Consider the following 20,184-nt stretch of genomic DNA (forward strand, 5'->3'; position numbering starts at 1 on the left):
AGACTAGCGCAGATAGACAACCACGAAGAAGCGTGTTAGATACTTCCATCCCACTGGCAAGGAATGGTTTGTATGGGTATTGCGGACAAGCGTCGTGAACAGATATTCGATACCGTTTCAAAAACCCGCTTCCCGATCATTATTCTGATCATGCTCTGCACGATTGGGACGCTGGGGTTTATGTTCATTGAAGATGCCCCGCCTTTTGATTCTCTGTATATGACCATCATTACGATTGCGACGGTTGGCTATGGCGAGGTTATCGACCTTTCCGATAGCGGCAGAGCCTTTGCGGCATTTCTGATAATTTCTGGTGCGGTCACGTATATCTATGCCATTACGCTGTTAATATCTCTGGTGTTCAATAACAATCTCATCGGCAACATTAAAGAGTTACGATTGGAGCGGTACGTGACAAAGCATTTAAAGGATCATTTTATTCTTGTCGGTTTTACAAAGACGAGTCGTGAAGTGGCGCGGAGCTTCCTGAATCGGGAAATCCCGTTTGTCGTGATCGAAGCCAATGAAGAGTTGGTGAAAATGGCGAATGCCTTTGGCTGCCCGCTGGTGTTGCATCTGGACCGCTTTTCGGTTGATTCGCTGCATCGTGCCAATATCGAAAAATGTCGGGGCGTGATTGTGGCGCTGGAGTCGGACGAAGAAAACATTTCGGTTACCGCCTCGGTGCGTGTTGTTGAGGAAGAACTTGGTCGTGAACTGATGGTCATTAGTACGGCGTTGCAAAGCAATGCGATCGCCAAGCTGCGCGCGGTGGGGGCAGACTATGTGTTATCACCCGCCAGTCTTATCGGAAAAAAAATCGCTGCCTTGGCGACCAATCCACCGGCCTCGGGACATACCAGCGGCTTGCTGGAATCAATTGTCGTTGGTGATCACCCGATGTACGAATCGCGTGAGGTGAAAGTTGATGAGCGTTCCCCTTTCTGGGGCAAGTCGCTCAAAGATTTACAGCTCAGGAATAAATTCGGCGTGACGGTGATCGCGGGGGTTCGCTCGGATGGCGAGCTCGATATGCTTCCGTATGGCGATTATATTTTCGATCGCACTGGATCTTTGGTCATTATGGGGCCGCGCGAAGCGATGCACGATTTTCTTTCCTTCTATCATGAAGGGCAGACGTGCGAACTCACTCAGGAGGCATAGGGATGGAATGGAACAAGGTTTTTTCGGTTTTCTTTATTCTAATGGCACTTACAACGCTGGTTGGGTATATCGTTGATCAGGATGTGTATGCGTTAGTCATTGGTATTTCCATGAATCTGGTGGCAACGACGATCAAGCTTGGCTCGCGCACGACATTGGGGAACGAGCTTTTGGCTGCATCACTGGTGGCCGACTTGCATTTGCTGCCAGCCGCCATGATCCATTTTCTTGCTCCAGAACGCGAAATGCTCGCGATTGCGATGGTGATGGGAGCGGTGGTTGCCAATGTTATCAGTGTGATTTTGGTGATCTGCGAAACCGTACTGGATACAGTAAAACAACAGAAAAAAACCTACTGGTAAGTTACCGCAAGAACGAAGAGCCTCCTATCGTGCTGGTTTTTTCGTGAATTTTGGTGCATGACGTGGTATTCAATCAGCCGAAGAACTTTTTGATAAATATAGGTGATCCCATGAAACTTGGCGTACTACTGCTCAATATGGGTGGTCCCGATTCGATTGAGTCGGTATTGCCATTTCTGCAAAATCTTTTCAATGACCCACGCATTCTTGGGATAAAAAATGGTGTACTTCGCCGCACGTTGGCGAGTTACATTATTTCTAAGCGAATCGCGGGGTCGATTGCAAATTATGAGAAAATTGGTGGGAAGAGTCCGATTTTAGAACATACTCAAGCGCTTGCCGTCACCTTGGAAGAGATCTTGCGCGCGAATGGCTGTGACGCGCTGGTGCGACCCGCTATGCGGTATACGCCGCCGCGCACCCCAGAAGTTGTTGCTGAACTGGTAGCGGCGGGCTGTGAGCATATCGTTGCGGTGAGTTTGTATCCGCAGGAATCAATGACGACCACTGGTAGCTCTATTGATGATGACTTCATGAGCGCGATGGTAGCCTATCCTGAGGTTTCGACCAGCACAGTGCGCCATTATCCTGACTATCCGGGCTATATCGCCGCTTTACAGCAACGGATTGACGAGGCGGTTGCCCCGCTTCCCGAAAAGCCGTTCTTCCTCTTTTCGGCGCACTCGCTGCCACGAAAGATCATTGATCGCGGCGATCCCTACCTCGCGCATATCCATCGGACAGTAAGTGCCGTGATGGCACTGTATCCGAACACATCGCACGAATTGGTATTTCAAAGTAAAGCGACGCGCGGCAAGTGGTTAGAGCCAGATATTGCGAAGGTGCTGCCGCAACTTATTGCTGGAGGGATGAAGCATATTTTGGTCATTCCCATCAGTTTTGTTTCTGACCACATTGAAACACTGTACGAACTTGATATGGAATATCGTGAAATTGCGGAACAGCATGACGTTGCCACGTATACTGTTATGCCGGGGCTGAATGGGAGCGAGTTGTTTGCTCAGGCGTTAGCGGAGATGATTCAGAAGGAGCTTTTGCATGACCGGGAATAAAATAGCGATTATCGGCGGAGGGTTGAGCGGACTTTGTTGTGCGTGGTATTTGAGCCGCAACCCTGAACGTCAATTGACGGTGTATGAATCAGCTCCCGAAGTCGGCGGTAAAATCCAGACTTTTCGCAATGGTGAATTTACCGTGGAATCTGGGCCAAATGGCTTTTTGGACAGCCGCAAAGAGATCCTGCAATTGGCGCATGAAATTGGTTTGGGCGAGCGGATTCTCCCCTCAAACAGCGCCAGTGCCCGTCGCTTTATCTGCTCAGAAGGGAAACTACGCGAAATTTTCGCGAACCCGATCAAGTTTATGACCAGTCCGCTTCTGAGTTGGCCAGCGAAGTTTCGTCTGGCGTTAGAACATTTTGCCAAACCACCACAGGGCGAAGACGAAACGCTAGAAACCTTTGGGACGCGCAAACTTGGCCGTCAAGCGTTTGAACGCTTGATAGATCCAATGGCCAGTGGCATCTATGCCGGCAATCCGGCTACGATGAGTGTCCGTTCCTGTTTTCCGAAAATCTACGAGATGGAGCGGAAGTACGGTTCACTCACTAAAGCATTGTTTTCCATCAAAAAAGAGCGGCGTCAACAAGGAGCGGCTGGTGGTGGCCCTGCTGGTCCGGCGGGTGTATTGACATCGTTTGTTGGCGGAATGAAGGATATGGCCGATGCGCTGCGCGATGGATCACGCGCGGAGTGGAAAACGAATGTGCCAATTCAGAAAGTTGAAAAAACCGCCGATGGCCGCTATTGCCTTACCCACGCCAATGGACAGGAACTCTACGATGCCGTCGTGATTGCGACGCCAGCATGGGATGCGGCGGATATAGTCGAACAGCTCGATCATGAAATGGCAGCGCACTTGCGCAACATTCTCCCTTCGCCTATCCATGTCGTTGCCGTGGCATTTAATGAGCATGAAGTGAACGCCGATACGAATGGCTTTGGTTTCTTGGTGCCCGGCACAGAGAATCGCAAATTGCTCGGATCGCTGTGGACGAGCGCGATCTTTCAACATCGTGCTCCCAAAGGGATTTTTATGACGCGCTGTATGGTTGGTGGAGCGCGCCAAGCCCACCTTGCCGAGCTGGATGATGAGGCGTTAGTCGCACTCGTTCGCCAGGAGTTGCAAGAGATTATGGGGATCGACGCCCATCCGGTTTTCACAAAAGTCTTCCGCTGGCAAAAAGGGATTCCACAATATACTCTTGGGCACCATCAGGTGGTTTCGTGGCTGGAAGAGCGCTGCCGCACCCAGCATCCCGGCTTGCTCTTAACGGGGAATTCGTACCGTGGCATTTCACTGAACGACTGCGTTGTCGATGCCGCTCGCGTGGCGTCAGCCATTGAGGCGACGACATAAGCGAAACGCACAGCGTTGCTTCCCTGCTGCTCAAGGTGCGTTTCGGGTTGCGGCGGGAATACGGCACGCTCAGCGTTCGGGGTGAAGTGTTCAGTGTGAGTCGCGCCCCTTCGGGTCACACCTACTTAACCCTGAAAGAGGGCGACGAAACGCTGAATGTTGCGTTTTTCAAGAATCGCAATTTTGGCGATCAGACGTTTAAGCGTGGCGATATGGTGGCCTGCTCTGGTGCGCTGGATGTGTACAACAGTGGCTTGCAGTTAATTGCTACAGCGATTGAGCCAATTGGTGATGGTGCTTTGTATGAAGAGTTTTTGCAGTTAAAAGCAGAGCTTGCCAATATTGGATATTTTGATACACTCAAGAAAAAAACGATTCCGCCTTTCGTGGAATCTATCGCACTGATTACCAGCGAATCGGGCGCGGCACTACAGGATATCCTGTCGACCGCGTCCGATGTTTTACATGTGCTCACGTGTACCATTTATCATACTTCGGTTCAGGGAAGTGGCGCGGCCATGGAGATTGCTCGTGCTATAAGTAGTGCTTCCCGCTCTGGAGTACAGGTGATTGCCGTCAGCCGTGGTGGTGGTTCGTTGAGTGACCTGCATCCGTTTAACAGCCGTATCGTCGCCGAAGCGATTTTTCGTTCTTCCGTCCCCGTCATTTCTGCCGTGGGACACGAAACCGATGTCACCATTGCTGACTTAGTTGCCGACCAGCGACTGGAAACTCCTACGGCGTTAGGCCACTTTTTGGCAACCCCGTATCGGCGTGCACGTGAGCAGTTACAGCAGGGTCGCCAGCGTTTAGAGCGGGCGATACAGAGCAAAGTGGCTCATGGAACGCAGCTGATTCAGCGTCGAGAAGAGGTGCTTCGGCACCGTTTAGAGCAGCGCCTCGCGAATGCAACGCTCCGCGCCAGCCAGTGTGGTCGCCGGATTGAAAGTATCGCCATGCACCAGTCGCGGCAACGCGAACAACACCTCGCTCACCTGCGGAGTCGCATTCTACCGCTTGACCCGGAAAGTACCATCGACCGGTATGTGTTTCGGATTGAGGGGATCGCCGCACGACTCGAGCGCGCGGCATTGTGGCAGTGGCAGCAACGGGCAAGTCGATTGGAGCGGTTGCGGACAACCATTACGCACCTTTCGCCACAGCGGACGTTAGAACGTGGATACGCGGTTTTACGAACCCCAGATCACAAGATCGTTCGCAGCGTGCAGCAGGCAACACCGGGGCAGGATTTAGAAGTGCTTTTTGCCGATGGAACCGTATCTATAACTATTAAGCAGAATAATAATGAGGTTAGACATGAACAGAATTCCCATGACAAAAAAAGGTCTCGAAAAACTCAAAAATGAGTTGGATCACTACAAAGCGGTGGAACGCCCCCGCGTCAAAGAAGAAGTGGCTGTGGCACGTGCGCATGGTGACTTAAAAGAAAATGCTGAATACCACGCGGCACGCGATAAACAGTCGTTTGTGGAAGGGCGCATCGAAGAGTTAGAAGACAAAATTGGCCGTGCCGAAGTGATAGACTCCAGCAAACTCGGCAACGACAAAGTTGTTTTTGGCGCGACCGTATCTTTGCTCAATTTGGAAACGGACGAAGAAATCCGGTACACCATCGTTGGTGACGATGAAGCGGACTACAAGAATAATATGCTTGCCGTCACCAGCCCCATTGCTCAGAGCCTTATAGGCAAGCGAGTTGGCGATGAAGCAGTTGTCCATGCCCCGAAAGGGAACGTGGAGTATGAAATTTTAGCGATTACTATCGAGTAGTACGAAGGGGGGTATATGCAAGACGCATTGACGTATCTGGCAACCAATCGGGAACGATTTCTCGAAGAGCTCCATCAGTTCCTTGCTATCCCCTCTGTTTCCAGCGACCCGGCGCATGTCGCTGATATGGTGCGCTGCGCAGAGTTTGCCGCCGAACTCCTGCGTCAGGCGGGCATCAACGATGCCGCCGTGCTGCCGACGGCAGGTCATCCCGTGGTGGTTGGGAGCTGGCGCGGTGTACCCGATGCGCCGACTGTCATGATCTATGGCCATTACGACGTGCAACCTGCCGACCCCTATGAACTGTGGCACAGCGATCCGTTTGCGCCATTCGTGGACGGCGAGTATATCATCGCGCGTGGTGCGACCGACAATAAAGGTCAGCTCTTTATGCACATCAAGGTGATTGAAGCCTTGCTGGCGACTACCGGAACCTTGCCTGTCAACGTCGTGTTTCTCCTGGAAGGGGAAGAAGAAGTTTCGAGCACCAATTTACCAGCATTTCTCCAAGAACATCAGGAAGCGCTGCGCGCCGATCTGGTGGTTATTTCTGACAGCGGCATGTATGCCAAAGGGCAGCCGACCATTACGACTGGGCTGCGCGGGTTGTGCTACCTCGAAGTCATTGTGCAGGGGCCGAACCGCGATTTGCACTCTGGCATTTACGGCGGTGCAGTCGCCAATCCCGCCGAAATCCTTTGCCGTCTGATTGCTCAGGCCAAAGATGCGGATGGACGGATACTGATTCCCGGCATCTATGATGACGTGGCGGAACTCAGCTACGCCGAGCGGCGCGACCTCGCACGTGTGCCGTTTGATGAAATGGAATATAAAGCCGATCTCGACGTCGCCGAACTTTGGGGCGAAGCGGGCTATACGCCACCGGAGCGCACCGGCATTCGCCCGACATTTGAAGTGAACGGTATCTGGGGCGGGTTTACTGGCGTAGGTGCCAAAACCGTGCTTCCTGCCGTGGCGACCGCCAAAGTGTCGTGCCGCCTCGTTCCCGACCAGCAGCCAGAAAAAATCGCGCAGTGCGTCGAAGCGTTTTTCCGTGCGCAGGCACCGCAAGCCGTAACGATTACAGTGGTGCACCATTCCGGTGGTTATCCGGTTGTGACACCGAACGACCTGCCTGCGCTGACGCACGCTCGCCGCGCCCTGACGGAAGCCTTCGGTAAAGAACCGTATCTGGTACGTGAAGGGGGATCGGTTCCGATTGTCGCCGATTTTCGCACTATCCTTGGGATGGAAAGCCTCTTGATTGGCTTTTGCTTGCCGGAAGCACGCATCCATTCGCCGAACGAATCGTTCCACCTGCCAACAGCGTGGACGGGCATGGAAGCGCTGGTACGACTGTATCAGTACATGGGGGAGTAGATCGCGAACGTTTTGGCGGAGAAAAAGGAAGGTTGCCATGCACCCATCAGCACTTATCCACGAAATCGAGTCATTCATTCGGCATCATCCGCTCAACCGTTTGCCAGACAGCGATAGCCCATGCGTGGAAACGCCGCTGGTCGGTTTTGCTGCCGCGAATGACCCTCTTTTTACCGAGTACAAGCAAGTGATTGGCGCTTTTCATCTCACGCCACAAGAATGTGTGGCTTCTGTGGGAGCGACGTGGCAAGCACAAACTGTGATGAGTTGGATTCTTCCGGCATCGAAAGCTGTGCGTTTGGCCAATCGTGCGGCAACAGAGTATCCCGCGCAGTATTGGGCTTATATGCGCAATTACGGCGAAGAAATGAATGGCGCACTGCGTCAGCACGTCGTAGCTTTTTTACAGCAGCATGGCGCTCAGGCGCTGGCACCGCAGCGGTTGGCCGCTTGGAAACAGTACAATGATACTCCGGTGGGGATTGCCTCCAGCTGGTCGGAACGTCACGCCGCACATGCGGCCGGACTTGGGACGTTTTCCATCAACGATGCTTTGATCACCGCCAAAGGGATCGCGCATCGCTGTGGCAGTGTCGTGACAGACCTCCCTTTCCCCATTTCCCCACGCCCATATCAAACTCACACGGAGTATTGCCTCTATGCCACGCAGGGGACGTGCTTGGCGTGTGCACAAAGATGCCCTGTCGCTGCCATCGGGCCGCACGGGCATGACAAAGTGAAATGCAGTCAATATGTCTATGGAACGGTTCCCGCTGCCGTTGCCGAAAAATATCAGGTCGCGCAAACGGGCTGCGGTTTATGTCAGACAAAAGTGCCGTGTGAAGCGCAGGTGCCGAAACCTGTTCAGGGCAAAGGGTAACCTACTCCCGCGTTGCCGGATGGTACACGCGATATCCTTGTCCGCGCAGAGCGGCGTAGATGGCTTCGATATGGTCATGTCCACGTGTTTCCAGCGTGAATTCCACAGCAGAGTCCAGTACGCGTAGCGAGTCGATGGAATAGGAATGGTCGTGCAGCGCTTGCACAATGCTGGCTCCCATTTCGCGGAGCACGCCGGTGACGCGGTGTAGTTCGCCGACACGATTTGGCAGGGCAACGATGATTTTCGTCTGGCGACCGGTTTTGGTGAGGCCAAGGTTGATAATCCGCGAAAGCAGGGTGACGTCGATATTGCCGCCACTGATGATCACCGCGGTGTTGGTTCCGCAGGGGATTTTCCCGCTGATGACGGCAGCGAGCGCCGCAACTCCCGCCCCTTCCACAACCATTTTTTCGATTTCGAGCATGTTCAAAATGGCTTTGGCAACTTCGTCGTCGTTCACGGTGAACATGTCGTCAAGGTACATGCCGAGCAAATAGTGGGTGAGATCGCCGGGAGTTTTGACGGCAATACCGTCGGCAATGGTTCCTTCCGACGCGATTTCGACGCGGTTTCCTTCTTTGAATGAGTGGTACATGGCGGGGGCATGCGCGCTTTGCACGCCGTAGATTTTGATGTGCGGAGCTGTTTCGCGTACCGCGATGCCGATGCCGGAAGCGAGCCCGCCGCCGCCAACGGGGATGACGACGGTGTCGATGTCGGGATTCGTGGCAAGAATCTCCAGCCCGATGGTCCCTTGTCCCGCAATGACACTCAGGTCATCAAAGGGATGGACGAAAGTGAGGTTCCGCTCGTCGCCGATGGTGGTCGCTTTCTGGTAGGCATCGTCGTAGCCGCCGCCATGCAGAATCACTTCGGCACCGTGGTAACGGACGTTGGAAACTTTGATGAGTGGTGTGTGTTCCGGCATAACAATGGTACACGGCAGGCCGAGCCGCTGGCAGTGGTAGGCGACGCCTTGGGCGTGATTGCCGGCGCTGGCGGCGATGATGCCGCGTTGCCGCTGGGCATCGTCAAGGGTTAGTATTTTGTTCAGCGCGCCCCGCTCTTTGAAGGCGCCAGTGTATTGCAGGTTTTCCAGTTTTAAGAAAACATTGGTGTGCGCCATGTGGGAAAAGGTTTTTGAGTGGAGCAGTGGCGTATTGATGATTTCGCCGCAGAGTCGTTTCTGCGCCTCGTGTACTAGGTCAAGGCGTGAAGGTTTTTGTGGTGTTTGTGTCATGCTGTCTGGCTACTTTTCCAAGGCATCGTAAAGTTCAAACAGTGCCGCTTGTGTGGCACGGCGACGGATAAGCTCGCGATTGCCCCGCAAAAGAACGTGTTTGACGCGCACGCCGCTTGGCGTGGCAATACCGATATAGACAGTTCCGACAGGTTTTTCTGCGCTACCGCCACTTGGCCCAGCGATCCCAGTTGTTGATACGCCGTAGTCGGCATTGGCCAGCCGTTGGATCGACTCCGCCATCGCTGCCGCCGTTTCGGCACTCACGGCACCGTAGGTTTCAAGGGTGTGTTGTGGGACACCAAGCAGTCGCTGTTTGGCTTCATTGGAATAAAACACCGCACCATACGGGAAAATGGCAGAAGCGCCTGGAACAGAAATGATGGCATCCGCGAGCTTGCCACCGCTGCATGATTCGGCCAGCGCCACCTGTTTTCCAGAGCGGATGAGGCGTTGAACAATCGTTTCGTTCAGATCAAGATTACTGCTCGAAAAAAGGTTCTCGCTAGGGAAAAGCGGAAGGATTTCGCCGACAACGGTTTGTCCAATTTCAGTGGCATCACCTTGTGAGAAGTCAGAACGGCTGACAATGCGTATTCGGACAATACCGTCATTGGGGAGGAGCCCAATCGTGTGGCGCGTTCCTTCCATCAGGTGGGGAATTTTATCCATGATGTCAGACTCGGGTATGCCGTAGTAGGAGAGGATTGTCGTGGCAATGTACGAGCTATCTTCTGGTAAATGCTCGCGGAAAAAGCGATCGGCAATGGCTTGCATTTCAACGGGAACGCCGGGCATGCAAAGGAAACAGCACTCGTTGATGGTGAAGTAAAATCCATCGGCTGCGCCGACGTCGTTGGGGACGATGGTGGCTCCCTGCGGGAAAAAAGTCATGAGCTTATGCGCTTCTTTGACGGCACGGTTGCGACTCGCCATCAGCGCTTCAAGGCGGTCGAGTGAGGCAAAGTCTTGCTGCAGTTCAACGCCGAGCGCCCACGCCACCCCTTCACGAGTTTTGTCGTCTGAGGTTGGGCCAAGACCGCCAGTCACCATGACCAAATGGTGATCCTGAGCGAGTTCGCGAAAAGCATTGGCAATGACGGTAATATCGTCACCGACGACCAAATGGCGCGTGACACTGTAGCCGTGGCTTTCAAGAAGTTCTGAGAGGTATTTTGCATTTCCATTCAGGACGTAGCCGCCCAGAAGTTCATTGCCGATGGCGAAAACGGCGGCATGTTTCATAATCAGCCTCTACCTTTAATACGTTAGGAAAAATGAAAGTAAAAAAAGTACGCCTGCCGCATAGATGCCGGCGACGATATCATCGGCCATAATGCCGAAAGCGCCGGGGAGCGCCTCGGCACGATTCACGGGCCAGGGTTTGAGGATATCAAAAAAGCGAAAAGCCAGAAATGCCAGTATCAGGACGAGCGCACTTGGCGGCCACCACATCCCAGCAACGTAGACGCCAGCAATTTCGTCGATTACGACTTGTTTTGGGTCTTCGTTGTTGTAATATTCAATCCCCTTTTGTGACAAGAAAACACCGACCAGAATGAGGAAAAGTGCCAGTGCAAGCTTGGCGGAGAGTAGCCACGAGCCGGTGAACCATAAAAGGGCAACGCCCGGAAGTGTTCCCCATGTGCCAGGTGCAAAGGGCATTTTGCCGGTATAGCCGCCCGTGGCAAGCATGTCCCACAGTGGTTTCATGCCTCGGGTGCCGTTTCTTTCGTGAAGATATCGCTGAATTTATCGCGGATGGCGACTATTTCTTCGAGACGATCAAAGAAAACATCAGTCAGATGTGGGTCAAAATGTTGGCCGCGCTCTTCGCGGAAGAGATTTAAAATTCTATCGAGCGGCCAAGCGGATTTATAGCAGCGATCACTTCCAAGGGCATCAAAGACATCGGCAATAGCGGTGATGCGTCCGTAGATATGGATTTCCTCACCCTTGGTGCCGTGTGGATAGCCACGCCCATTGTATTTTTCATGGTGTTCGCCAGCAACAATCGCGGCAGCTCGCAGTATCGGTCGGCGTGAGTTTTTCAGCATTTCGTAGCCGAGGCTGGCATGGGTTTTCATGATTTCAAACTCTTCTTCGGTGAGTTTGCCCGGCTTTTTCAGCACGGCATCGGGAATACCGATTTTGCCAATATCGTGCATGGGCGAGGCGAGACAGAGTATTTCCACTTCGCGATCCGGCAACCCGATTCCTTGGGCGAGCACGCGCGAGTACTCCGCAACCCGTTTAACGTGGTTGCCAGTTTCCTTCGAACGGCTTTCGCCGACTTCAGACATGGTAAATATAATTTCTCTTTGAGTGTCTTCAATTTCTTGGTAGAGGATGGCCGACTCCAGTGCCTTCCCAGAATACGAGGCTGCTAGCGCAATATATTCAAGATCTTTCGGGCTGAAGGCAGCGGCTTCGGTCATTTTGTTGATCGCCTGATATGCCCCGATAACTTCGCCATCGTTATTGTGAATCGGCAGCGCGAGAATGTTGCGGGTGCGATAGCCAGTTTTGCGGTCAACTTCCTGGTTAAAACGGGGGTCGGCATAGGCATCGTTCAGGATAATTGGTTCGCGATCAGTAATTGCGTGACCCACAATGCCAGCAGTAGCGGGGATGCGTATGGGAGGGATGCCGTGCGCGACTTTTGTCCACAACTCACCTTTGGCATCATCAAGCAGCCACAGCGTACAACGGTCAGCGACCACCAGCTGTCGGCCAAGGTCGGCCATCAGGACAAGCAGATTATCGACCTGCTTTTCATTCGAAATTTTGGCGACATACTCGAAAATAAGCTTGAGCATCTCATCGGGAGTGAGTTCACGACGAAACGTGCCGGTGGAATCAAATTCATCGTAATAGTCGTGCATGACGCAACCCCCTTATCTACACCCGAAAAAAAGCGGTTTGTGATTCGCAAAATGATGCCAATTTTCGTTGCCTCATCCGGAATAGTCAAGTGAAAAGGGTGCACGCTTTGACGGAAAGTATACTATTTAGTTGCTAGATGTTTCAATGAATCCATTGCGCTCGTAGAACCATGTGCAATCGACATCCATTCTGCGCTTATCGTGTATGCAGTTTCCGGTATAGCTTATGAAGACTACACGCTATCCAGTTGCAGTTTTAATTATCTTGAAAACTTCAGGGCTATCAAATACAAGAGGGCGTGCGGGATTGTACCGTTCTGTATAATAGTTTGTTATGCCTGAGAAGAAAAAATTACCCTGTGGAGTTATATGGCATTGAGATGGCAGGATATCAAATCATTCAATAACTCTCAGAATAATGCTTTTGAGGAGTTGGTCTGCCAATTAGCACGAGAAGAGTCTATTGAAGGTAGAAAAGAATTTTATCGTGTAGCGGCTCCTGATGGAGGGGTGGAAGCTTATTGTGTATTAGAAAATGGTGATGAGTATGGTTGGCAAGCAAAATATTTTTCTTCAATGGGTACTTCCCAATGGAATCAGGTAGAAGATTCCTTTAAAACAGCACTAAGTACACACCCAAGTCTCAAAAAATATTTCATTTGTATTCCATTAGATAGACAAGATCCAAGACGAGAGCAGCAAACTTGGTTTATGGATCGATGGAATGAAAAAACAAAAGCATGGGCAGATTACGTCAAATCACAAGGCGGAGATATTATCTTTGAATACTGGGGTAGTTCTGAACTAATTTATCGACTCTCACAAGAAAAACACGCTGGTAGAAAATTATTTTGGTTCTCTCAAGATGATTTTTCAGACAGTTGGTTCAAAAGCCAGGTTAATACAAGCATTGAGAATCTAGGTAAACGATATACACCTGAGCTTAACATTGAGTTAGAGATTGCAAAGTATTTTGATGCAATTTCTAAAAATGATATCTACCGAGAAGCTGTTAAACACAAATTTCATGAATTGATACTAAGTATAAACAAAGCAGTAAGTAGTTTAAGTAGCTTGGGAGTTGATAATGAAATCAAAGAAATAAAGCAGTCCATATCGGATATTGAGTATCAATTCGCGCTGTCTCAGAATAAAGAGTTGTCTTTAATTGATATTAATTCATTGGAAAGAAGTATAGATACTATAAAGAGGTCTTTAGCAAATTGCGACGATCAAACAAATAAAAATGAAGAAAAAAAGGAGTCCCGTGACTACATAAAACACCACATCAATGAAGCATGGGGAGCTATATATGACTTCATTAACTTTATCCACAGCCCAATATTAAAGCTATTGAATAATCCTTTTGCTCTTCTTTCTGGCACGGCGGGGATCGGTAAATCGCATTTGTTGGCTGATATTGCTTTAAACAGAATCAATTCCAACAAATCCTGCATTCTGCTTTTAGGTCAGCATTTCACATCTGAAGAGCCTCCATGGACACAAATCCTAAGAAGTTTACTCCGGCTTGATTGTAATGAAAAACAACTTCTGGGCGCGCTAAATGCCAAAGCTGAAGCACAAGGAGAAAGGCTGCTATTTATCATAGATGCGATTAATGAAGGAAGGGGTAAATATTTTTGGCGTGACCATATTAATGGGTTTGTATCTGCTTTCAAAAACTATCCATGGATAGGGCTGATTCTGAGTATTCGCTCTTCCTACAAAGAGTTATTGATACCAAAAGAAATTCTCACTAACGAGAAAATGACCATATTGAGGCATAATGGGTTTGAAAGCATTGAATATCAAGCATCCAGTTTTTTCTTTTCCCAATATGGTATCGAGCAGCCAAGCGTACCATTACTTAACCCTGAGTTTAGTAATCCGCTATTTCTTAAATTATTTTGTGAAGGATTAAACCGATCCAATTTAATAAAAATCCCTAAAGGATATGGTGGAATCAGCAGCGTCATTGAGTTTTTTATTAATAGCATTAATGAAAAACTATCCCATCCAAATTATTTTGATTTTCCGTCCACGCAAAACCTTATCAAAAAGGTCATTCATAAAATCATTGCATATAAACTTGAACAAAGTTTAGACCATATCAATTACGAGAATGCCTTCGAGATTGCAGACAATACATTGTCAAAATATAGTAGTAAACGCCGCTTTCTTGACGCACTTATTTCTGAAGGTGTTCTTTCAAAAAACTTATTCTGGAAAGGAAAGAACGAGTATGAAGAAGGTGTTTACTTGGCGTATGAACGATTTGATGATCATCTTACCGTGTCGTATCTGCTCGATAAATACTCGGAAGACGACCTGCAATCACTCTTTAAGGTAGGTGGTGGACTCTATCACTATGTTGAAAAATCATCCGCCAGCCAGGGAATTGTGGAAGCCTTTGCTATTCAAATACCAGAAAGAACTGGTTATGAGCTGTATGAATTGATTGATGATGAGCGTAAAGACAATCTAAATATTATTAACTCATTTATATATAGTCTGATTTGGAGAGACCCAGGAACCATAAAAGATAAGACAATTACATATGTCAATGAGCATGTTTTGCGTTATGTAGAATCTTTTGACCAATTCTTCCAGATGGTTTATTCCGTCGCATTAGATCCAGAACACTTTTACAATGCAGACAGGTTGCATAAGTATTTAATGCAGTTTTCATTACCTGACAGAGATAGTGTTTGGACAACCTATCTTCATAATCAAGATAGCCGTGAAACCTCAATGTTTAGGCTTATTGACTGGGGCGTGCTTGATGAGGACAAATCGTATTTATCAGATAAGTCACGCTTATTAGCAGCTAAAGCATTGGCATGGATTTTTACAAGTACAAATATTTCCTTTAGAGATTCAGCTACAAAGGCTCTTATCGTCTTACTCGAAAATAATATAAAAACAATAACTAGCCTTTTGTCAGAATTTGAAAAAGTTAATGATCCATATGTCTATGAACGCATCTTTGCTGCAGCATATGGGGCAGTTTTGCGCTCAGACGAACTTGGCGATATTGATACACTGTCTCAGTATATTGTAAAAACCATTTTTAGGGCTGAAAAAGTATATGTGAATGTATTGGTGAGGGATTATGCAAGAAACATTGTTGAGTTTGGAATCTACAAAGAACGGTTTTCGCTTGATGATATTTCAATAGTTCGTCCACCATATAAGAGTTCATTCCCTACGACCTTTCCAGCTAATGAGGAAATCGACGCTTATCGATACGACTATAACTCCAAAGAATTCAAAGATTATTATTGGGGACAAAATTCAATATTAAGTTCAATGGTCACTGAATATGGCCGTGGGATGTGTAGTTACGGAGATTTTGGTCGCTACACATTTCAAAGTGCTTTACATGCTTGGGGTGACTTCGACCCAAATGATTTAAGCAATTATGCTTGTAAACTAATTTTTGAAGAATATGGATATGATGTTGAGAAGCACGGAAAATTTGACAGGCGTGCGAGTAGTGGTGACCGACATAGAAATAAAACAGAAAGGATCGGAAAAAAATACCAATGGATTGCTCTATATGAGGTTTTAGCACGTATTTCTGATAATCATAAGATGATCGATGAATCAACACGCTGGGGTGATGACAAACAATATGTATGGTTCCAAGGCCCTTGGAATCCGTTTGTAAGAAATATTGATCCAACCGTAATAATTCGTCCTTTAGAAGATGCATGCAGTCCTATAACGGTTAAGCATAAATATAGTGATTGGAACTATAAGAACGAAGAGTGGTTAGTCCGCGACAGTGATTTACTCAATCCAGAAGATATAATTCCATTAACTGATTCAAAGTCTCATGAATGGATGGTTTTAGAGAATCATCTTTCGTGGGAAGAGCCTGTGCCCATAGGCCAAGATAAATACAACTATCCTCGAAAACATCTTTGGTATCAGATAAGAAGCTACTTTGTAAAAGAAGAGGATGAGGCAGAATTGCTTGCTTATTTGAATGCTCAACATTTCATGGGACGCTGGTTCCCTGAAAGCTATGATCGTTATCAGGTATTTAGTCGTGAATATTATTGGTCACCAGCTTACCAATATTTTGATAAGCCATATTACGGTGGTTATGGCTGGGAAGAGGTTCTTGACGAAAATAGAGATAATGTGATTGCGCATGTTTTGCCTACAGCAGAAAGGCATATCTGGGAATCGGGTGCGGATTATGAAAACCAACCATCGTATCTATCACCTCGAAGGTTAATGTTTTTAGAAATGAATTTGCAGTATTCAAATAATATTGGCGAATGGTTGAATGAAACTGGCGAAGTGACTGTGTTGGATCTATCCGTCATAGACGGTGGGTCTTCAAACTTGATTGTTAAGAAAGACGCTTTACAGAGATTTTTAAAGGAAAATAAGTTGTCAGTATTTTGGACTTGCCTAGGTGAAAAGAATATTTATGGAGCATCATTTAGTGGAATACATTTTTCGCAATGGCTTGAACTTTCTGGGGTCTATACTTTAAAAAATGGTCATATAAAAGGCGAAATTAGACCTGTAATTAAAGATATTCAGTAGGATTTATTGTTATAGGGTGCATGGATAATATTCACTTGACAAAATTAAGTCCCGTTTGGTTCTTCAGCGTTATTTTTTCCGGTTATCGTAAGCGCTATAGCCATACTTCATGGAGTTTGTAATGATATGTTGAGTAATCGGGTAGGTATCCTCACCACCGACCAGATATCTTTGGTCTGCGAATGCGTCGCCTGCAGGCGGTACATAGCCTATGCGAATGTTGACAAAGTTGAGTCACATGCTTGAAAGACCTGAAAAGAAGATTGTGATAATTGCTGGTCCGAATGGGGCGGGGAAGACGAGTTTTGCTCGGGAATTTCTTCCAAATGAAGCGGATTGTCCTATTTTTGTGAATGCGGATTTGATCGCGGCGGGTTTATCCCCGTTTGCGCCGGAGCGGGTGGCGGTGACGGCAGGTCGCCTGATGTTTAAAAGGATCACTAGCCTTGTCAACTCGGGTGAGAGTTTTGCTTTTGAGACGACTCTGGCAGGACGAGGCTACGCAAAATTGATCCCGCAGTGGAGAGCGCAAGGCTATCGGGTAAAACTGATTTTTCTGAAGCTCGCCAGCGTAGAGCTTGCCATTGAGCGAGTCGCCACCCGTGTCGCACAAGGTGGGCATGTAATTCCGGATCCTGTCATTCGGCGTCGCTTTGTTGCCGGTTGGCAGTATTTTGATAATCTCTATCGTCCCTTGTTGGATTGCTGGCAGGTGTATGACAACTCGGGCGAGGAGCCAATTCTCTTGGAGGAAAAACTATGAAAACAGATAAACGTAAAGGAGCAGATAGCGATTTGGCGCAAAGCGCAGCGGCTTTACGTAGGGCGGCTCAGCAAGCGCGCCGCGATGCCGAGCGCACCCGCACTCCACTTGTGACCTATGCTAATGGGATGGTTGTCAAACGGATGGTGGTAAGAGAAGGTGACGAGAAGAATTCATAGGGATATTTGAAAAGCTAGAAACGAAGTTTTGCGATAGCGCAAATTTTATCAGCGCAGGTGGGCATCGGCTTTTTGTGTTGCACGATTCAGCGCCGTTTCAAGGGCTTGGCAGAGTTGTGTTTCGTCTTCGGTTTCGCTGGGATAGAGTGGTGGTTCGACGACAAAATAAAGGGTGGCAAATGGGTATGGGAGGAGAAACGAATCCCAGCTTGCAAAGCGCTTTCCACGTGAAACACCGTAACTGATGGGAAGAATTGGTGTGCCAGTTGAGCGCGCGGCAGCGGCGGCACCGGGTTTAACGTGATGAACGGGTCCCCGGGGGCCATCAGGTGTGATGGCAATGTCGGCTCCTTCGCGCAATTTGCGGATCATCAGGCGAAGAACCGATGCGGCGCCATGGCTTGATGATCCGCGAATGCTCTGGTGGCCGAAGTACTCGATAACACGTGCGATCAGCTCTCCATCGCGATGGTTGCTGATAACGGCAAACACGTTGCCTCGGCGGTACAAAAACAGCGCCCCTAAAAGTCGCCCGTGCCACGAGGCAAGGGTGAAAGGGTGCGTTTCCTGTTCCAGCGCGTCAAGGTATTCAACCCCTTCATAACGCTTGGAGCAGGTGAGTAGGCAGATTTTTAAATAGGCCTGCAAAAGTAGTGGAACGAGAACCTGAGTCAGTCGTTTCATGCCATCAGGAAACGACGTCGAGAAGCGTCCCCACCATCGCGTTCTGGGTTGTCATTACGCTGGTGTTGGTTTTCATTGCGTACCCGAAGATGTTGTTTTGCACCAACTCTTTTGCCAGATCCACATTTGACGTTTCACGATATCCGGTTAGGTTCATGGCTTCTGAACTAAAACTTACTTTGTCTTCTGGAATGCCAGTGGGGCGCAGAGAACCCGGCGAAGTGTCGCGTTCGACACCCGTGAGTTGTGTTCCTCCACGAGGGCCTTCCGTTGCGTTTACGCGCTGCGATTTATACCCATCCGTATTGACGTTCGCCAGATTATTGGCGGTCGCGGAGTGTTGCACGCCGATGTTACGCAAAGCGGAAGCGGTGTTAAAAAATGCGTCTATCATGACAAATCTCCTACCGTTTGGGGAACCCGTTCATCTTGTTACCACGTATCGGAAATTTTCCCTTTTTCCTGCAGTACTTCAATGCGATTTTTTATTGTTTGGATTTTCGTATTGTGCGCGAGTTCGGGATAGGCGTCAAGGGCGGCGTTGAGTCTTTTTTGTGCGGGCAGGGTGCGATTGGTGCGTAGGTAGAAATCAAGCACATAGATTTCGTGGTTGGTAATGACTTCTAATGCTTCACGCTGGAGCTGTAGAACGTTTTCTTTGCGCGTGGAATACGAATAGTTTTCAAGGAACATGAAGGTTGCCGAGTAGGCTTTGCGCGCCTGTGTAATGTCAAGGTCAACCCGTTCGGACTGTTTGAGGAGCGAAATGATCAAGTGTTCGATCGCTTGATCGGCTCTGGGGTGATCGGGATAGCGTCCAAGGAACTGTTCGTATTCGAGCGAGGCTTCCAACCAGTTCTTTTCGAGTTCGTAGCTGCGCGCAATTTCAAGTAACGCTCCGGCGACAACCATTGGGTCGGTGGCGCTATTCGAGAGTGAACGCAATGTTGTGCGGGCATCTTCATATTTGCCGCGCTCCATCAGGCTGCGAGCTTGCTGGCTTTCTGAGCTGGCATCAATCAGGGTGTCGTCTTGTGGGCCGAAATTAAAGATACTAAGAACGTCGGAGAAACTAAATCCGCAGCCACTCAGGCTGAGTGCAAGAAAAAGGGTCAGTATACTGTGTTTCATGTTCCACCTTGTTCAGGATTTTGCGGGGCATTGTAAGGGAGCAATGTTGGTTTGTAAACGGCTGATGCAGTATGGCTGGTTTTTCAGCCAACGCTTACAGATCGACTTCGCCCAGCCCCTGACGGATCACTTCCACTTCGCCATTTTCAAACAGCAATACGGTGGTTTGTCCTTCTTCTATGTAGCCGCCGTCGATCAGTGCATCGAGCTGTCCATCGAATTCCTGATAGATATGCCACGGGTCGCCTGTCGGCTCACCGTCAATTTTGGCCGTGGTCGAAATGATTGGTCGGCCAAGTGTCTGTACGAGCGCGTGGCAAATGGGATTATCTGGGATGCGAATGCCGCACCGTTTCCGTTTGGGATTTTGCACGGCTTTCGGTGTGAGTTTGGTGGCATCGAGTAAAAAAGTATACGGGCCAGGGGTCAGGCGGCGAATAATGCGGTAGCTGGCATTATCGATAACCGCATATTCCGACGCGTCTGAAAGCGAGCTGCAGACAAATGTCAGCGGTTTTGTGTCGTGCAGCTGTTTAATGCGTCGTACTTTGGCGATAGCCTCTTTGTTCATGATGTCGCAACCAATACCGTAGGCGCTGTCGGTGGGGTAGGCGATGATGCCGCCGGATTTGAGTATTTCGACGACTTCATTGATATAGCGCTGATCGACGTTGTGGGGGTGAATAGAAAATGTTTTCACGCCAATGGCTCCTTGTCTGG

At 49.1% G+C, this 20,184-nt stretch carries 19 protein-coding genes; 11 read left to right on the forward strand and 8 right to left on the reverse strand.

Annotation, left to right across the window (positions count from 1 at the left end):
* Positions 1–72 precede the first annotated feature (72 nt).
* The 8 genes from P304_RS0108755 (at position 73) to P304_RS0108790 (ending at position 8,016) form a co-directional block, all read left to right on the forward strand.
* Complete coding sequence (locus P304_RS0108755) at positions 73–1,164, forward strand: potassium channel family protein (protein ID WP_027390239.1); 1,092 nt, start codon at positions 73–75, stop codon at positions 1,162–1,164.
* 2 nt (positions 1,165–1,166) lie between these two features.
* Positions 1,167–1,526 (forward strand): DUF6394 family protein, encoded by a 360-nt coding sequence (locus tag P304_RS0108760; RefSeq protein ID WP_027390240.1) that lies wholly within the window; start codon positions 1,167–1,169, stop codon positions 1,524–1,526.
* Between the two features lie 110 nt (positions 1,527–1,636).
* Positions 1,637–2,599 (forward strand): ferrochelatase, encoded by a 963-nt coding sequence (gene hemH, locus P304_RS0108765; RefSeq protein WP_027390241.1) that lies wholly within the window; start codon positions 1,637–1,639, stop codon positions 2,597–2,599.
* Complete coding sequence (gene hemG, locus P304_RS0108770) at positions 2,586–3,965, forward strand: protoporphyrinogen oxidase (RefSeq protein ID WP_027390242.1); 1,380 nt, start codon at positions 2,586–2,588, stop codon at positions 3,963–3,965. Before hemH ends, hemG begins: the two co-directional genes overlap by 14 nt.
* A gap of 23 nt (positions 3,966–3,988) precedes the next feature.
* On the forward strand, positions 3,989–5,332 hold the full coding sequence (gene xseA / locus P304_RS16250; protein ID WP_269077605.1) for an exodeoxyribonuclease VII large subunit: 1,344 nt from the start codon (positions 3,989–3,991) through the stop codon (positions 5,330–5,332).
* The gene (greA, locus tag P304_RS0108780; protein WP_027390243.1) at positions 5,283–5,756 is read left to right on the forward strand and encodes a transcription elongation factor GreA; all 474 of its coding nucleotides are present in this window, start codon (positions 5,283–5,285) and stop codon (positions 5,754–5,756) included. The genes xseA and greA overlap by 50 nt, the downstream gene beginning before the upstream one ends.
* A gap of 15 nt (positions 5,757–5,771) precedes the next feature.
* On the forward strand, positions 5,772–7,136 hold the full coding sequence (locus P304_RS0108785; RefSeq protein ID WP_027390244.1) for a dipeptidase: 1,365 nt from the start codon (positions 5,772–5,774) through the stop codon (positions 7,134–7,136).
* Positions 7,137–7,173: 37 nt separating this feature from the next.
* Positions 7,174–8,016, forward strand: coding sequence for a hypothetical protein (locus P304_RS0108790; RefSeq protein ID WP_027390245.1), 843 nt, complete (start codon positions 7,174–7,176; stop codon positions 8,014–8,016).
* 1 nt (position 8,017) lies between these two features.
* On the opposite strand, the gene ilvA is transcribed toward P304_RS0108790, so the two are convergent.
* The 4 genes from ilvA to P304_RS14815 are packed head-to-tail and all read right to left on the reverse strand — an operon-like array spanning position 8,018 to position 12,144.
* Entirely contained in the window at positions 8,018–9,259 is a 1,242-nt protein-coding gene (gene ilvA / locus P304_RS0108795; protein ID WP_027390246.1) for a threonine ammonia-lyase, read from the reverse strand.
* Positions 9,260–9,268: 9 nt separating this feature from the next.
* Complete coding sequence (locus P304_RS0108800; protein WP_027390247.1) at positions 9,269–10,504, reverse strand: CinA family nicotinamide mononucleotide deamidase-related protein; 1,236 nt, start codon at positions 10,502–10,504, stop codon at positions 9,269–9,271.
* Positions 10,505–10,519: 15 nt separating this feature from the next.
* Positions 10,520–10,972, reverse strand: a complete 453-nt coding sequence (locus P304_RS0108805) for a phosphatidylglycerophosphatase A family protein (RefSeq protein WP_027390248.1) — start codon at positions 10,970–10,972, stop codon at positions 10,520–10,522.
* Positions 10,969–12,144, reverse strand: coding sequence for an HD-GYP domain-containing protein (locus P304_RS14815; protein WP_051321552.1), 1,176 nt, complete (start codon positions 12,142–12,144; stop codon positions 10,969–10,971). The genes P304_RS0108805 and P304_RS14815 overlap by 4 nt, the downstream gene beginning before the upstream one ends.
* Before the next feature lie 369 nt (positions 12,145–12,513).
* On the opposite strand from P304_RS14815, the gene P304_RS0108815 reads away from it, so the two are divergent.
* From P304_RS0108815 to P304_RS0108825, 3 genes are all read left to right on the forward strand, one after another.
* The gene (locus P304_RS0108815; RefSeq protein WP_027390249.1) at positions 12,514–16,707 is read left to right on the forward strand and encodes a P-loop NTPase family protein; all 4,194 of its coding nucleotides are present in this window, start codon (positions 12,514–12,516) and stop codon (positions 16,705–16,707) included.
* A gap of 238 nt (positions 16,708–16,945) precedes the next feature.
* A complete protein-coding gene (locus tag P304_RS0108820; RefSeq protein WP_027390250.1) occupies positions 16,946–17,470 on the forward strand; it encodes an ATPase in 525 nt (174 codons plus the stop codon).
* Complete coding sequence (locus P304_RS0108825) at positions 17,467–17,649, forward strand: hypothetical protein (protein ID WP_027390251.1); 183 nt, start codon at positions 17,467–17,469, stop codon at positions 17,647–17,649. The genes P304_RS0108820 and P304_RS0108825 overlap by 4 nt, the downstream gene beginning before the upstream one ends.
* A 48-nt stretch (positions 17,650–17,697) precedes the next feature.
* Here the strand turns inward: P304_RS0108825 and P304_RS0108830 are convergent, their stop codons facing one another.
* The 4 genes from P304_RS0108830 to P304_RS0108845 all read right to left on the reverse strand — a co-directional run bounded on the left by P304_RS0108830 (position 17,698) and on the right by P304_RS0108845 (position 20,164).
* On the reverse strand, positions 17,698–18,333 hold the full coding sequence (locus P304_RS0108830) for a lysophospholipid acyltransferase family protein (protein WP_034764856.1): 636 nt from the start codon (positions 18,331–18,333) through the stop codon (positions 17,698–17,700).
* A 4-nt stretch (positions 18,334–18,337) separates the two neighbouring features.
* Complete coding sequence (locus P304_RS0108835) at positions 18,338–18,727, reverse strand: flagellar basal body protein (protein WP_027390253.1); 390 nt, start codon at positions 18,725–18,727, stop codon at positions 18,338–18,340.
* Between the two features lie 38 nt (positions 18,728–18,765).
* Positions 18,766–19,464, reverse strand: coding sequence for an outer membrane protein assembly factor BamD (locus P304_RS0108840; RefSeq protein ID WP_027390254.1), 699 nt, complete (start codon positions 19,462–19,464; stop codon positions 18,766–18,768).
* 94 nt (positions 19,465–19,558) lie between these two features.
* Positions 19,559–20,164, reverse strand: coding sequence for an L-threonylcarbamoyladenylate synthase (locus tag P304_RS0108845; RefSeq protein WP_034764859.1), 606 nt, complete (start codon positions 20,162–20,164; stop codon positions 19,559–19,561).
* Between the last annotated feature and the right edge of the window lie 20 nt (positions 20,165–20,184).

Source organism: Chrysiogenes arsenatis DSM 11915, from assembly GCF_000469585.1.
Lineage (GTDB): Bacteria > Chrysiogenota > Chrysiogenetes > Chrysiogenales > Chrysiogenaceae > Chrysiogenes > Chrysiogenes arsenatis.

Excerpts from the sequence above, each read along its gene's own strand:
- P304_RS0108755 (WP_027390239.1), top strand. The coding sequence starts at position 73 with ATGGGTATTGCGGACAAGCGTCGTGAACAGATATTCGATACCGTTTCA.
- P304_RS0108760 (WP_027390240.1), top strand. The coding sequence starts at position 1,167 with ATGGAATGGAACAAGGTTTTTTCGGTTTTCTTTATTCTAATGGCACTT.
- hemH (WP_027390241.1), top strand. The coding sequence starts at position 1,637 with ATGAAACTTGGCGTACTACTGCTCAATATGGGTGGTCCCGATTCGATT.
- hemG (WP_027390242.1), top strand. The coding sequence starts at position 2,586 with ATGACCGGGAATAAAATAGCGATTATCGGCGGAGGGTTGAGCGGACTT.
- greA (WP_027390243.1), top strand. The coding sequence starts at position 5,283 with ATGAACAGAATTCCCATGACAAAAAAAGGTCTCGAAAAACTCAAAAAT.
- P304_RS0108785 (WP_027390244.1), top strand. The coding sequence starts at position 5,772 with ATGCAAGACGCATTGACGTATCTGGCAACCAATCGGGAACGATTTCTC.
- P304_RS0108790 (WP_027390245.1), top strand. The coding sequence starts at position 7,174 with ATGCACCCATCAGCACTTATCCACGAAATCGAGTCATTCATTCGGCAT.
- ilvA (WP_027390246.1), bottom strand. The coding sequence starts at position 9,259 with ATGACACAAACACCACAAAAACCTTCACGCCTTGACCTAGTACACGAG.
- P304_RS0108800 (WP_027390247.1), bottom strand. The coding sequence starts at position 10,504 with ATGAAACATGCCGCCGTTTTCGCCATCGGCAATGAACTTCTGGGCGGC.
- P304_RS0108805 (WP_027390248.1), bottom strand. The coding sequence starts at position 10,972 with ATGAAACCACTGTGGGACATGCTTGCCACGGGCGGCTATACCGGCAAA.
- P304_RS14815 (WP_051321552.1), bottom strand. The coding sequence starts at position 12,144 with ATGCACGACTATTACGATGAATTTGATTCCACCGGCACGTTTCGTCGT.
- P304_RS0108815 (WP_027390249.1), top strand. The coding sequence starts at position 12,514 with ATGGCATTGAGATGGCAGGATATCAAATCATTCAATAACTCTCAGAAT.
- P304_RS0108820 (WP_027390250.1), top strand. The coding sequence starts at position 16,946 with ATGCTTGAAAGACCTGAAAAGAAGATTGTGATAATTGCTGGTCCGAAT.
- P304_RS0108825 (WP_027390251.1), top strand. The coding sequence starts at position 17,467 with ATGAAAACAGATAAACGTAAAGGAGCAGATAGCGATTTGGCGCAAAGC.
- P304_RS0108830 (WP_034764856.1), bottom strand. The coding sequence starts at position 18,333 with ATGAAACGACTGACTCAGGTTCTCGTTCCACTACTTTTGCAGGCCTAT.
- P304_RS0108835 (WP_027390253.1), bottom strand. The coding sequence starts at position 18,727 with ATGATAGACGCATTTTTTAACACCGCTTCCGCTTTGCGTAACATCGGC.
- P304_RS0108840 (WP_027390254.1), bottom strand. The coding sequence starts at position 19,464 with ATGAAACACAGTATACTGACCCTTTTTCTTGCACTCAGCCTGAGTGGC.